A 12,836-nucleotide genomic window follows, 5' to 3' on the forward strand; every position below is an offset into this window, starting at 1 on the left:
TTGCAGCGCGCGTAATCACGCAGGGCCCTGTACGGGCCGTCGTCGGGCGCAGTGGCGGTGACGGCTCCAGCGCTGACACGGGGCCCCGCCCGTGCTACATCTGCAAGGAGCGGAGCCAACCGCGCAGGGCTCCGCTCATACCGGAAGGAACAGCATGAGCGGCCGGAAGGCACTGGCGGACCTGGTGGCGCCCGAGCACACGGCGATCGTCACGCAGGAGTGTCAGGGTGCGGTGGTCGGGGCGAGCGCAGGCCTGCCCGCGCTCGCGGAGGAGGCTCGGCGGGAGGCGCTGCCCAATATCGGCAAGCTCCTGCCGGTGGCGCGGGCGGCCGGAGTCCGGGTGGTGCACTGCGTCGTGTGGCGGCGGGACGACGGCCAGGGCTCCAATCACAACGCCAAGCTGTTCGCCCTCGGCCGCCGCGGCGTCGCGGCGACTCCCGGTACCGCCGGCGCCGCGGTACTGCCGGAGTTCGGGCCCGAGCCGAGCGATCTGGTGCTCTCCCGCCGCCACGGCCTCGGCCCGATGGGCGGCACCGACCTGGACCCGGTACTCCGCAACCTCGGTGTCTCGACCATCGTCGCGGTCGGTGTCTCGCTCAACGTCGCCGTCCCGAATCTCGTCATGGATGCGGTCAACGCCGCCTACCAGGTGGTCCTGCCCCGTGACGCCGTCGCGGGCGTACCGCGCGAGTACGGGTCGGCGGTCATCGACAACACCTTGTCGCTGTTGGCGACGGTCACCACGACCGAAGACCTGCTGGCGGCCTGGGGGAGCGGCGACGCTCGCTGATCCCGAGTACTGCAACGGCACTCGTTACCAGTACCCGTCATCCCGGCATGCTTTTGGCCGGGATGCCTCGCTGGCACCAGTGGATTCCGGCCAAAAGCGCGCCGGAATGACGGAGGTGCCGTTGCAGTGCGGAGTGAGTCTGGCATCAATCGGCGGCGAACTCCGTTGCGGCGGTTCGGGTTCGCGCCGCGGCGACGGACCCTGCCTCCTCAGGTCCGGGAGTCGGGACGCCGCACGTTCCACTCCCCGGTGAACGACGGCGGCCGTTTCTGCCCGAAGGCCGCGTAGGCCTCCGGAACGTCGGCGGTGGCGAAGGCGACGGCTTGCGCCCGCGACTCTCCGGCCAGCGCCTCGCGCATCGTCCGGTCGGCGCCCTCGTTGATCAGCGCCTTGATCTGAGCCAGGGCGATCGGAGGTCCGGCGGCCAGCCGCGCGGCGATCTCGTCGACGAACCCGTCGATCTCCTCCGCCGATTCGATCCAGGTGACCAGGCCGAGCGCGTGGGCTTGCGCGGCATCGATCGTCTCGCCCAGCAGAGCGAGTCGCTTGGCCTGCTGGACGCCGACGAGTTTCGGCAGCAGCCAGGAACCGCCGCAGTCGAGCGACAGGCCACGGCGGGAGAAGATCTCGGAGAACGTCGCGTCGGGCGTCGCGACGACGAGATCGCACCCCAACGCGAGGTTCCAGCCGGCGCCCACGGCGACGCCGCGGACCTTGGCGACCGTCGGCACGGACAGTTCGTGCAGCTGCTGGGCGACCTCGGTGACTGCCCGGAGCTTGGGAAACGGCGCCGCGTACGGATCGCTGTCGACGACGTCGGCGCCGGAACAGAACGCCCCACCGGCGCCGGTGAGAACCAGCGCCCGCACCGCCGGGTCGTGCGCCGCCGCGCGCAGCGCGTCGTGCAGCGCGCCCCACAGTTCGAGGGTGAGGGCGTTGCGGCGATGCGGCCGGTTCAGGGTGAGCGTGCGCACCCCGCCGCTCTGGGACTGCCGCAGCGGTGGTTCGGATAGCGTTGCCTCGCTACCCATTCCATCCTCCTCCGTCGGTGCCGGTTGCTCGCGCGGTGTCGGGTCAGGTCGTGACGATCGTCGCCCCGGCCGTGCCGGGAGCGCCGTAGAGCAGGGCGAAACCCGTCCGGGGATCACCCGCGACCTGGCGGTCGCCGGCGGTGCCGCGCAGTTGCAGCACGAGCTCGTGCAGCTGGCGCATCCCCGACGCGCCGATCGGCTCGCCGTTCGCGATGAGCCCGCCGTCGGTGTTCACCGGCATCGATCCCGTGATCTCGGTGGCCCCCTCCGCGATCAGCTTCTCCTGGTCGCCGTGGCCGCACAGGCCGGCCTCGGCCATGTGGATGACCTCGGCTCCCGCGTCGGTGTCCTGGAGCTGGGCGACATCGATGTCCGTCGGCGATATCCCCGCGGACTCGAATGCCGCGCGCGCGGCATAGACCGAGGGGGCGTCGTCCTCCTGCACCGGCGCGTAGGTCGTGTTCACCTCGTAGGCGCCGTACCTGCGGGTGCGAATCTCGACCGCGCGCACGTACACGGGCTTGGCCGCGAAGCGATGCGCGATATCGGCGCGGCACATGATCACCGCGGCGGCGCCCTCATCGGGTGCGCAGAACATGTAGTGCGTCAGCGGATAATTGAGCACGGGTGCGGCCAGGATCTCCGCCTCGGGAATCGGCTTGCGGCGGAAGGCGTTCGGATTCAATCCGCCGTTGCGGTAGTTCTTCGCGGCCACCTTGGCCAGGGTCTGCTGCGAGATTCCGTGCTCGTGCAGATAGCGATTGGCCTTCATCCCGAAGAACTGCGTGGTCAGGTATTGACCGTTCTCGCCGTACCACTTCGGCATCCCCACCAGGGTCGGGTCGACGGTGAACGCGCCCCGGGGATGTTTGTCCATACCGATCGCGATCCCGATGTCGTACTTGCCGAGCCGGATGGCATCGGCGCAGGCCTCGGTGGCGCTCGCGGAGGTGGCACAGGCATTGAAGACATTGGTGAACGGGATACCGGTGAGTCCCATCAGGCCCACGATGGCGTCCGGGTTCGCCACCTCCCAGCTGCCGCCCACCGCGAACTGGATATCCCGCCATTCGAGCCGGGCATCGGCGAGCGCGGCGCGAATCGCGTCGGCCCCCATCTGCATGGCCGTCTTGCCCTCGAACCGGCCGAACGGGTGCATCCCGATGCCGATGATCGCCACATCGTTGGTCATATGAACTCCTGTTGGTCACAGCGGCCGGAAGGCGAAGGTGAGCACGTCGTTGCCGTCGCCGTCGGTGCCCAGCGGCACCGTCGTCAGGGCGACCTCCATGCCGAACGCCAGTTTGTCCGGATCGTTCTCGGTGAGCCGGCCTTCGACCCGGATCACCTCGCCGAGCTGGACCAGCCCGACCCCGAACGGCACGAAGGTCTTCGCCGTCTCGTCCCCCAGGTAGGGCGGTCCGGGCAGGAACCCCTGGGTCGTCCAGGCCACCAGGGTGCCGGCCGGTGGCAGCTCGATCCTCTCGACCGCGGGCAGGCTGCACCGCGGGCAGAGATCCTGAATCGGGAAAACGGTTGCGCCACAGTCGCCGCAGGCCCCGCCGACCAGCCGGAGATCCCGCTCCGGCCAGTTGGAGATCTCTGGTGCGATCATTCTCTGCATCGTGTGCTCCTCCACTCCGTCGCCGCATTAGGATGATAACTTACGGTAAGGTCAACGGTAAAAGCTTCTAGGTGGAGCCATGAACTCGAAAATTCCCACCGGACTCGAGGATCTCCTGCGCCGGCCGCTCGTCGGAGTCCTCGCCACGGTGACGCCGAACGGATCCCCCGACCAGTGGCCGATGCGGTTCACCTGGGACGGTGCGCATCTGCGGATGAGTCATACCATTCCCCGGCGGAAATTCACCAGCCTGCAGGCGAATCCGAACTACTCCTTCCTCGTCACCGACCCGGACGCTCCGTCGAGATGCCTCGAGGTGCGGGGCTGGCTGGTCACTGTGGGGGGTGACCAGGACGGGAAGTTCTACTCGGAGCTGAGCGAGCGCTACGGAGACATCGGCATCGAACTGCCCGCCGATGTGGAGGACCGGGTCGTCCTGATCCTCGACGCGACCGCGTTCGTCGCCCGATAGCCCGTCGGGCCGGTATTCGGGCCCGCCGGGAAAGCACCGCAGGGGTTCACCCGATCCGTGCGGAGTCGTGGTTCGGCCGAGCTATAGTTGGCCTTACAGTAGAGTGCTCGGAAGGGAGTGCCTCCGTGGACAAGAACGATATGATCCTCGTCAGCGTCGACGACCACATCATCGAACCGCCCGATATGTTCGCCCACCATCTACCGGCCGAGTACGCCGCCGACGCGCCGCGGTTGGTGCACATGGACAACGGCGCGGACATGTGGAAATTCCGCGACCGTGTCATCCCGAACGTGGCGCTCAACGCCGTGGCCGGACGCCCGAAGGAGGAGTACGGGCTCGAGCCCGAAGGGCTCGACGAGATCCGCCCCGGCTGTTACGACGTCGACGAGCGGGTGAAGGACATGAACGCGGGCGGCGTACTGGCCCAGATGAACTTCCCCTCGTTCCCCGGATTCGCCGCACGCCTGTTCGCCACCGAGGACCCCGACTTCTCCCTGGCCCTGGTGCGGGCATACAACGACTGGCACATCGACGAGTGGTGCGGTGCCTACCCGGGGCGCTTCATCCCCATGGCGCTCCCGGTGATCTGGGACGCCGAACTGTGCGCGCAGGAGATCCGCCGGGTATCGAAGAAGGGGGTGCACTCACTGACCTTCACCGAAAATCCTGCGGCCCTGGGCTATCCGAGCTTCCACGACGAGTACTGGAACCCGATGTGGAAGGCCCTGGTGGACACCGACACCGTGCTGAACGTCCACATCGGTTCCTCGGGCACGCTGTCCATCCCCGCGCAGGATTCCCCGCCGGACGTGATGATCACGCTGCAGCCGATGAACATCGTCTCGGCGGCCGCCGACCTGCTCTGGTCGCGCCCGGTGAAGGAGTACAAGGATCTCAGGATCGGGCTGTCGGAGGGCGGCACCGGCTGGATCCCGTACTTCCTCGAGCGCGTCGACCGAACCTTCGAGATGCATTCGACGTGGACGATGCAGGATTTCGGGGGCAAGCTGCCCAGTGAGGTGTTCCGCGAGCACTTCCTGACCTGCTTCATCAGCGACCCCGTCGGCGTCCGGCTGCGCCACGATATCGGCATCGACAATATCGCCTGGGAAATGGACTATCCGCACAGCGACTCGATGTGGCCGGGCGCGCCCGAAGAACTCGAGTCTGTGTTCACCTCGAACGACGTGACCGATGCCGAGATCGACAAGATGACTCACCGCAACGCGCTGAAGTGGTACTCGTTCGACCCCTTCGCACATGTTCCGCGCGAGAAGGCCACCGTCGGCGCGCTGCGGGCGGCGGCGGCCGGTCACGACGTCAGCATCAAGGCCCTGAGCCATCACCAGAGCACGTCCGACGAGAAGCTGGCAGCGTTCCGGACCCAGATCGACGCGGCCACCGCCCATATCGCCGGCAAGTGAGAGCGCCGGCCGTAGGCCGAGCGATCCACCGCAAGCTCACGCCGGACTGAACCACCGGCACCCGAGACGGGGCGGCCCGGGGGCCCGCCCCGTTTTCTCCTGAGCGCCGGATTCTGGACGTGTGGGACCGCAATGGCGCCAGCCGGTGAGTACCCGCCGAACCTCAGCGACTGGGCACGGGAGTTCCTCGGTCCGGACGGCGGCGCCCTGGCACTGCTGGCGGAGTGGCAGGCCGAACGTGCGCGAGCCGACGGCCGCAGGATCTTCCGCTGATAACCCCGGGTATCAGCGCCGAGCTTGACAGCGACCGCCAGCGTCCAGGCAGGTGCAGGGTGTATAGACAAGACGGCGCAGGTATATGCACACCGCGGCGTAGTCTTATGACTCGATCATTGTTCGAGTTGGGGAGGCTTCCTGATGTCGCGTCGGTACATCACGACGGCGATTCCATACGTGAACGGTCGTCCGCATCTTGGTCACATGATGGAGCTGGTGCAGACCGACGTGATTGCCCGGCACTGGCGTCATCGCGGGCATGACGTGCGGTTCTTGTCAGGCACGGATGACAACAGCCTGAAGAACGCCATCGCCGCCGAATCCGAAGGGGTGCCGACAAGTGAATTGGTCGACCGCTACGCCTCCGCGTTCTACGAATTGCGGGGTCCCCTTCAGATCAGTTTCGATGATTTCATTCGCACATCCAGCGATCCGCGGCACGAGCCCGGCGTGGATCGTCTGTGGCGTGCGGCCGACGAGGTGGGTGATCTCTACCGCAAGCATTACGAGGGCCTGTACTGCGTCGGGTGCGAGCAGTTCTATGCCGAGAGCGAACTGATCGATGGATTGTGCCCGGAGCATGTGACCCGGCCGCAGGTGGTGAGCGAAGAAAACTGGTTCTTCAAGCTGTCCCGCTATGAGGACCGGCTGCGACGTCTGATCGAGTCGGGCGAATTGAAGATCGAGCCGGAGTCGCGACGCAATGAAGTGCTCGGCTTCATCAACACCGGTCTACAGGATTTCTCGGTTTCCCGATCGACCGAGCGGGCCCGCGGCTGGGGCCTGAAAGTTCCCGGCGACGACGGCCAGGTAGTTTACGTCTGGTATGACGCGCTCGCCAACTACATCACGGCTCTGGACTACGGCACCGACGGGGAGAACTACCAACGGTGGTGGGTTGACGCAGACGAACGAACCCATGTCATCGGCAAAGGCATCGTTCGTTTCCATGCCGTCTATTGGCCCGCGATGCTCATGAGCGCCGGACGGCCGATACCAAAGACGATCTTCGTTCACGACTACCTGACAGTGGACGGCCGGAAGCTCGGCAAGAGCCTCGGCAACGCTATTGATCCTGATGTGCTGCTCGGCAAGTTCGGGGTCGATGCCTTGCGGTGGTGGCTGGTGCGCGATGTTCCGCGCGTCGGTGATGCCGACTTTACGACCAGTCGGCTTCTCGACCGGTATCACGAAGACTTGGCGAACGGGCTCGGGAACCTGGTCAATCGGACCGTGAGCATGGTCCACAAATACCGGAGTGGCATTGTTCCGGCATTGCCGGATCCTTTGCCTGAGCTGGCGCTGACTTCAGCAATCGCTACAGTCACGGCGCGGGTGGATGCTGCATTGGATCGGTTCGATTTCCGGCAGGCAACGGCAGCGGTCTGGACGGTTGTCGATGAAGCTAATCGTTTTGTCGCCGAAGCGAAACCGTGGGGTTTGGCGAAGGCCGAGAAGGGTGGCGACAGCGCGGCCGGCCGCGAACTCGATGACGTGCTCGCTGTGCTGATTCACGCTGCCCGGGTCGCGGCCGACGAACTGACGCCGTTCTTGCCGGACGCAGCCGAACGAGTCGCCGTCCAGCTGGGTTCCGGCGGCAATCAGCTCAGCGAACCGCGACCGTTGTTCCCCCGGATCGAGGTCGAAGAGGAGGAAGCCGCGTCGGCATAAGCCGAGCGCGGCTTCACTCGACGTCTGCTGCTCAGCCGGGACGGAGCGGTTCGATGTGCTGTTCCGGCAGGTGGTAGTAGCAGCCGTCCTGCCAACCCCAGCCGCGCTGACGAGAACTTGCCGACGGATGTCCCGCGGGATGTCCGCTGCTAGCCGGTCAGATACTTCTCGAGATCTTCGAGATACCGGGAGCGAACGAACTCGTATCCCGTTGCGGGGTCGTACAGCCGGAATCCGTCGGGTCCCGTCGCGCCCGGTTCCGCGATCTTGCGATCCATCCCGAATCCCGCTCTCGCCGCGCGCTTCTCGATCAGCAAGGCACGGTCACGATCCGGATCATCCGGCCACATGTAATCGGTGATCGGCATCAACGACCCTTCAATTCCGTTCCGTGTGTGCGGCACCGGGGCCGTGCCGTCGCCACAGTTCCGGTAGAGCCCGCGCGCTGGCCTCCAGTGTCATGACTGTGAGATCGGCCGACAGCACCGTCCTGCGATGGCCAGCCGTGGGTATGTAGTGCACGCCGAAGCTGTCGGTCGAGTCCCGGGGCATTGAGGTTCACCCCGAATGATGGACAGGGGGTTTACAGATTTCAGGCGGCGGCGGTTCGAAGTGAACGCTCGTAGTTGTCGGGGCTTTGGTTCCCGATCGCGAAATGCCGCCGGGTAGTGTTGTAGAAGTTCATCCACTTGTCAACCGAGGCAACGAGTTCGGTTTTCGTGGCGTAGGTGTGGCGGTAGTAGTGTTCGTGCTTGAAACTCGACCACAGTGATTCGGAAGGGCTGTTGTCCCAGCATATTCCGGTCGCGCCCATCGACCGCCGCAGTTTGTGGCGCCAGCAGGCCTGGGCGGTGAGATGCGCGGTGAACTCGCCACCGCGGTCCGAGTGCAAGATCGTGCCCTGGACCCGGCCGCCGCGCACCGCGACCGCGGCATCGATCGCTGTGGTGACCATGCCGGCGCCGATGTGATCGGCCAGGCTGTAGCCGAGCACCTTGCGGGTGTGGCCGTCACGGACCGCGCAGAGGAACATATCGCCCTGACCGCAGGTCAGATAGGTGATATCGGTCGTCCAGACGGCGTCGGGACGACCCTGATCGAAGCGGCGTTCCACCAGGTCCGGTGGGAACGACGCCGCCGGATCGGCCACGGTGGTCTTCACTTTGAACGTGCGAGGGCTGATGCCTTCCAGCCCGATACGGGTCATGATCTCGGCGACGGTCTCGGCCGAGACCCGCTCACCCTGATCACGTAACTCGCCGGTGATCCGCGGTGATCCGTAGGTGCCGTGCGATTCGCGATGAACCGTGGCGATTTTCGTTTCCAGATCCGCGCGCCGCTGCTGGCGGTCGGTGAGAACCGTTGCCGCCCTGCGTTTCACATACGCGTAGTAGCCCGAGGCCGATACCTGCAACAGTCGTGCCATGCGGCGAACCGAAAACCGTTGCCCCGCAGGCTGACCGGTACCGGCAACACCGGTGACATCGTCGGGGCCGGCGTACTTCACCATCAGGCCGAACCGGGCCGGTTCGTCTGCATCGCGGCAAAGTACGCCGACGCTTTTTTCAGGAACGCGATGTCTTTGTCCTGCTCGGCGACCTGCCTTCGCAGTCGCGCCAGCTCGGCCCGCTCGGCGGCATCCAAAGGCTTTTCCCCGTGGACCTCGGCGGCGGCGATCCTGCGCCGCTCGTCTTTGACCCACGTCCCCAGCAAACTCTCGTGAATACCCAGTTCCCGGGCGACTTCAGCGACCGTGCGACCCGAATCGATCACACGATGCGCAGCCTCGACCTTGTACTCGGCCGTGAACGACCGACGCTTACGAGGAGGCATGCAGACATCCTTTCAACAGGATCGGTGATCCTGTCAACTCGGTGTCCATAACCCGGGGTGAACCTCAGCGTCGCTGACAAACGCAATGCGTTGTTCGTAGACGCGGCTACCGTTGCACACCCGGGAGACGACGGAGTACACCTGAGCCGCGACTCACACGAGCCGCTTTCAAGGCTGATCGCCCAAGAAATCGGCAGGTGACGCAATCGGCTCGAGACTCCCATGAACCCGACCGGGCCAGCGCTCGTCTTCACCCCCGCCGAGTGGGACGCCTTCACTACGGGCATCAAGGGTGCCGGGACGTCCTCGAGCGCTTGGAGCGCGATTCGCTGATGCGGACGTGGTACGACCGGTGAGTTATCCGGCGACGGGGATTGATACCTCCGAAATCGGCCGTTCCCCACGACGGCCGGTACCGGACCACCCGCGATCCCCGTCGCACCCGGCGACCACGGCCGGTGCGCGACGGAGGTCCGCAGGATGCTCCGATACCGTTGCGGGACAGGGTATCCGACCGGCCCGGGTGGCTCGGAATCAGTCGCTGGAGGGCAGGGCTTTGGCCTGCTTGATCTCCAAGGGGGTGTCGCCGACGGTGAGGGTGCCGGTACCCGGTCGGGTGACGAGCAGTTCCGCCCCGGAATCGTGGACGTACCGTTTCCCGAGGGCGGTGCCGCCGGCGAAGCGGGGGTCGAGGTCGGCAGTGGCGCCGTTCTTCTCGCCGATCGGCACCATCGGCGTCCCGCCGCAGCGCAGGTCGTCGAGGGCGGTGGTGGTTCGGATGACGATGACCTGGGTTTCGCAGACCTGGCTCTCCAGGCGGGCGCCGCTGTTGATCATGAGGTTTCCTCGATGGTCGGTTCGGTCGGGGTGAGTTCGTCGACGAGGCTGCGCCGCAACACTTTTCCCGTCGGTGTGGTGGGTAGTTGCGTGCGGAAGACGACGCGATCGGGTGTACGGGAGCCGCGGAGGCTGGCGCGCACGTAGTCGCGCAGGGTGTCCGGTTCGGGGGTGGCGTCGGGTGCCGGGACGACGACGGCGACGATGCTCTGGCCCCACTGCGGGTCCGCGATACCGACCACCGCCGCCTCACGGACCTGCGGGTGCTCGACGAGGACGTCCTCGAGTTCGGCCGGTGCGATGTTCTCGCCACCGCGGATGATGGTGTCGTCGCTACGGCCGGCGAGGAACAGGTAGCCGTCCTCGTCGAGGGCGGCGAGATCCTTGGTGGGGAACCAGCCGTCGGCATCGAGCACGGAGCCGATTCCGGCGTAGAAACCCGACACCTGAGGGCCCCGGACGAACAGTTCACCGGTCTCGCCGGGGGCGGCCGCCGCGCCGTCCGCGCCACGGATGTCCAGCTCGATGCCGGGAACCGCCCGGCCGACCGATGCCAGCCGTCTCGCGACGGCCGGGTCGTCGGCGTCATAGGCGATGCGGTGGTCGTCGGGGGTGAGCACGGTGATGGTCGAACTGGTCTCGGTGAGGCCGTAGGCATTCACCAGCCCGACGCCGGGGAGCAGCTCGAGCGTTCTGCGCACGAGCGGCAGCGGGGCCTTCGAACCGCCGTAGGCGAGGGTGCGCAGGGTCGGCAGCGCCGTCGGTGTGCTGTCCAGCGCGGTGACGATCCGGTCGAGCATGGTGGGCACCACGGTGGCGTTGGTGATCTTCTCGTCGTTCACCAGGCCGATCCAGCGGTGCGGGTCGAAGTGCCTGAGGTACACCATCTTCCGGCCGGCGTACAGAGTGGACAGCGCCGCCCCGACGCCCGCGATGTGATAGGGCGGCACGCAGATCAGTGCGGCGTCACTGGGATCGGCCGAGCCGAAGTCGACGGTGCCCATGACGTAGCCGGTCAGGTTGGCGTGCGTCAGTTGCACCGCCTTGGGGCGTGCCGTCGTGCCCGAGGTGAACAGCACGACCGCGATGTCCTCGGGGGCGGGCTCGGCGGTTTCCGTCGCCGTCGCTCCGGCCCGGGTAGCGGCGAGAAACCGGTCGGAGTCGATGATCCGTGTGTCCGCGCCCTCGACCGCGCCGGCGTATTCGGCATCGACCACCACCAGGGGAGCGGGCAGCCGGTCGATCAGCTCGCGCAGGGCCGGGGCGCTGAGGCGGTAGTTCAGCGGGGTGAACGCCCGCCCCGCCCGGGCGGCCCCGAACGCCAGCAGGGGCACCATGATGCCGCCGGTGCCGACATACGCGACGTGGCCGACGTCCGGCGAACCGATCAGGCTCGCCGCGCCTCGGGTCATATCGCCCAGTTCCGCCGCGGTGACCCGCACGCCGTCGGAGACCACCGCGACCCGGTCGGGGTCGCTCGTCTCGACCATGTCGAGCAACAACGTAATGCTCAAATCCTCACCTCGCCAGGGCTGTTCACCGCACCCGCAATGGTGATGTTCACGAAAGGGGAAGTGCGGCCGTCTCGCCCGGGTGCGGTGGAACGGCCGCGTGCCGCAACAGGGAACGCGTGACGGCTCAGGGGCCCGCGCTAGAGGATGGCGCCTGCGTCCTTGGCGGCGGTGATCTCGTCCCAGTCCATGCCCAGTTCGAGCAGGATGGTCTCGGTGTGCTCGCCGTACTGGGGTGCGCGGCTCGGCGGCGCCGGCTGCTCGTCGAATTGCACCGGCGCGCTGACGGTTCGGAAGGTCTTGCCGGTGTCGTCGGTGACCGTCATGAGGTAGCCGTTGGCGGCCACCTGCGGGTCGTCGAGGACCTCCTGCGGGCTGGCCAGGGTGGCCCAGACCGCGGGCTCGTCGGCCAGCACCTTCTGCCACTCGGCGAGATCCCGTTCGGCGAAGGTCCTGCGCAGTTCTGCGGTGGCTGCCTCCTGGTTGACGACCAGATTGGCCAGCGGGGTGAACCGTTCGTCGGTGGCCAGGTCGGGCTTGCCGATGCGCTCGCAGAAGCCCTTCCAGAAGCGGTCGGCCTGGAGCAGCATCAGCTGCACCCAGCGCCCGTCGCGGGTCTTGTAGCGGTTGACCGCCGGATTCAGGGAGGTTCCGGCGGGACCGGCCGGAATGCGGTCGATGTCGTAGTAGTCGGCGGCCGCGATATCGGGCGCCACGGCCCACATCCCTTGGGCCAGTAGCGAACTGTCCACGAGGGGCGCGTGTCCGGTGCGCTCGCGATGGAACAGCGCGGCCGCGATGCCGCCGGCGAGGGTGATGCCGCCCTGGAGATCGCCGAACGCCGGTCCCTGGGTGACCGGGAACTCGACGTCCGGCGGAGTCAGGGCGTACGCCACGCCGGCGCGGGCGAGGTAGCTGGCGGCATCGAACCCGCCCCGGTCCCGCTCGGGCCCCCGGCTGCCGTGACCGCTGCCGCGCGCGATGATCACGTTCGGGTTGAACTCCCGGATCCGCTCGACCGTCAGCCCGGCGCGCTCGAGCGGGCCCGGCAGCCAGTTGGTCAGGAAGACATCGGCATTCGCGATCAGCTTGCCGACGATCTCGCGCCCCCGCTCGGACTTGAGATCCACGCCGATGCTGCGCTTGCCGTGGTTGCCGAGCTCCATCATGAAATTGGCCCGCACCGGCGACTGCGCGGGATCGAGCCCGCCGACGACCAGGGCGCGGCACGGATCGCCGCCCTGGGTGTCCTCGATCTTGACAACGTCCGCGCCCCAATCCGCCAGCGCGGCGCCGCCGCTGGGGACGTATGTCCACGACGCGAGTTCGACGATCCGGATGCCGTTGAGCAGACCCGACATAGG

15 protein-coding genes are annotated in these 12,836 nt (G+C 66.9%); 6 read left to right on the forward strand and 9 right to left on the reverse strand.

Annotated elements, in window-relative coordinates:
- Nucleotides 1-154: 154 nt before the first annotated feature.
- On the forward strand, nt 155-790 hold the full coding sequence (locus D892_RS0119905; protein WP_024802937.1) for a cysteine hydrolase: 636 nt from the start codon (nt 155-157) through the stop codon (nt 788-790).
- 209 nt (nt 791-999) lie between these two features.
- Here the strand turns inward: D892_RS0119905 and D892_RS0119910 are convergent, their stop codons facing one another.
- From D892_RS0119910 to D892_RS0119920, 3 genes are read right to left on the reverse strand one after another with little or no spacing between them, the layout of a single operon-like run.
- The gene (locus tag D892_RS0119910) at nt 1,000-1,821 is read right to left on the reverse strand and encodes an enoyl-CoA hydratase/isomerase family protein (RefSeq protein ID WP_024802938.1); all 822 of its coding nucleotides are present in this window, start codon (nt 1,819-1,821) and stop codon (nt 1,000-1,002) included.
- A 43-nt stretch (nt 1,822-1,864) separates the two neighbouring features.
- Nucleotides 1,865-3,013 carry a thiolase family protein gene (locus D892_RS0119915; protein WP_024802939.1) on the reverse strand — a complete coding sequence of 383 codons (1,149 nt, stop codon included), beginning with the start codon at nt 3,011-3,013 and terminating at the stop codon, nt 1,865-1,867.
- A gap of 15 nt (nt 3,014-3,028) precedes the next feature.
- On the reverse strand, nt 3,029-3,445 hold the full coding sequence (locus D892_RS0119920; protein ID WP_024802940.1) for a Zn-ribbon domain-containing OB-fold protein: 417 nt from the start codon (nt 3,443-3,445) through the stop codon (nt 3,029-3,031).
- A 79-nt stretch (nt 3,446-3,524) separates the two neighbouring features.
- Here D892_RS0119920 and D892_RS0119925 point away from each other — a divergent pair, with 79 nt between their 5' ends.
- The 4 genes from D892_RS0119925 to metG all read left to right on the forward strand — a co-directional run bounded on the left by D892_RS0119925 (nt 3,525) and on the right by metG (nt 7,291).
- Nucleotides 3,525-3,917, forward strand: coding sequence for a pyridoxamine 5'-phosphate oxidase family protein (locus D892_RS0119925; protein WP_024802941.1), 393 nt, complete (start codon nt 3,525-3,527; stop codon nt 3,915-3,917).
- Nucleotides 3,918-4,042: 125 nt separating this feature from the next.
- On the forward strand, nt 4,043-5,344 hold the full coding sequence (locus D892_RS0119930; protein WP_024802942.1) for an amidohydrolase family protein: 1,302 nt from the start codon (nt 4,043-4,045) through the stop codon (nt 5,342-5,344).
- 132 nt (nt 5,345-5,476) lie between these two features.
- Entirely contained in the window at nt 5,477-5,617 is a 141-nt protein-coding gene (locus tag D892_RS46825; protein WP_156959589.1) for a hypothetical protein, read from the forward strand.
- Between the two features lie 144 nt (nt 5,618-5,761).
- Nucleotides 5,762-7,291, forward strand: coding sequence for a methionine--tRNA ligase (metG, locus tag D892_RS0119940; RefSeq protein WP_024802943.1), 1,530 nt, complete (start codon nt 5,762-5,764; stop codon nt 7,289-7,291).
- Between the two features lie 149 nt (nt 7,292-7,440).
- Here the strand turns inward: metG and D892_RS0119945 are convergent, their stop codons facing one another.
- The 3 genes from D892_RS0119945 to D892_RS0119955 form a co-directional block, all read right to left on the reverse strand.
- Nucleotides 7,441-7,659, reverse strand: a complete 219-nt coding sequence (locus D892_RS0119945; protein WP_024802944.1) for a hypothetical protein — start codon at nt 7,657-7,659, stop codon at nt 7,441-7,443.
- Between the two features lie 224 nt (nt 7,660-7,883).
- Nucleotides 7,884-8,801 carry an IS3 family transposase gene (locus D892_RS0119950; RefSeq protein WP_024802945.1) on the reverse strand — a complete coding sequence of 306 codons (918 nt, stop codon included), beginning with the start codon at nt 8,799-8,801 and terminating at the stop codon, nt 7,884-7,886.
- Nucleotides 8,801-9,124, reverse strand: coding sequence for a transposase (locus D892_RS0119955; protein WP_024802946.1), 324 nt, complete (start codon nt 9,122-9,124; stop codon nt 8,801-8,803). The genes D892_RS0119950 and D892_RS0119955 overlap by 1 nt, the downstream gene beginning before the upstream one ends.
- A gap of 222 nt (nt 9,125-9,346) precedes the next feature.
- Here D892_RS0119955 and D892_RS49640 point away from each other — a divergent pair, with 222 nt between their 5' ends.
- Entirely contained in the window at nt 9,347-9,457 is a 111-nt protein-coding gene (locus D892_RS49640; RefSeq protein ID WP_084161139.1) for a DUF397 domain-containing protein, read from the forward strand.
- Nucleotides 9,458-9,658: 201 nt separating this feature from the next.
- On the opposite strand, the gene D892_RS0119965 is transcribed toward D892_RS49640, so the two are convergent.
- The 3 genes from D892_RS0119965 to D892_RS0119975 form a co-directional block, all read right to left on the reverse strand.
- Complete coding sequence (locus D892_RS0119965) at nt 9,659-9,961, reverse strand: hypothetical protein (protein ID WP_024802947.1); 303 nt, start codon at nt 9,959-9,961, stop codon at nt 9,659-9,661.
- Nucleotides 9,958-11,475 carry a class I adenylate-forming enzyme family protein gene (locus tag D892_RS0119970; protein ID WP_024802948.1) on the reverse strand — a complete coding sequence of 506 codons (1,518 nt, stop codon included), beginning with the start codon at nt 11,473-11,475 and terminating at the stop codon, nt 9,958-9,960. The genes D892_RS0119965 and D892_RS0119970 overlap by 4 nt, the downstream gene beginning before the upstream one ends.
- A gap of 137 nt (nt 11,476-11,612) precedes the next feature.
- Nucleotides 11,613-12,833: a CaiB/BaiF CoA-transferase family protein gene (locus D892_RS0119975; protein WP_024802949.1), complete on the reverse strand. Its 1,221-nt coding sequence runs from the start codon at nt 12,831-12,833 to the stop codon at nt 11,613-11,615.
- Between the last annotated feature and the right edge of the window lie 3 nt (nt 12,834-12,836).

Origin of the sequence: Nocardia sp. BMG51109 (assembly GCF_000526215.1) — a bacterium.
Classification (GTDB): Bacteria; Actinomycetota; Actinomycetes; order Mycobacteriales; family Mycobacteriaceae; genus Nocardia.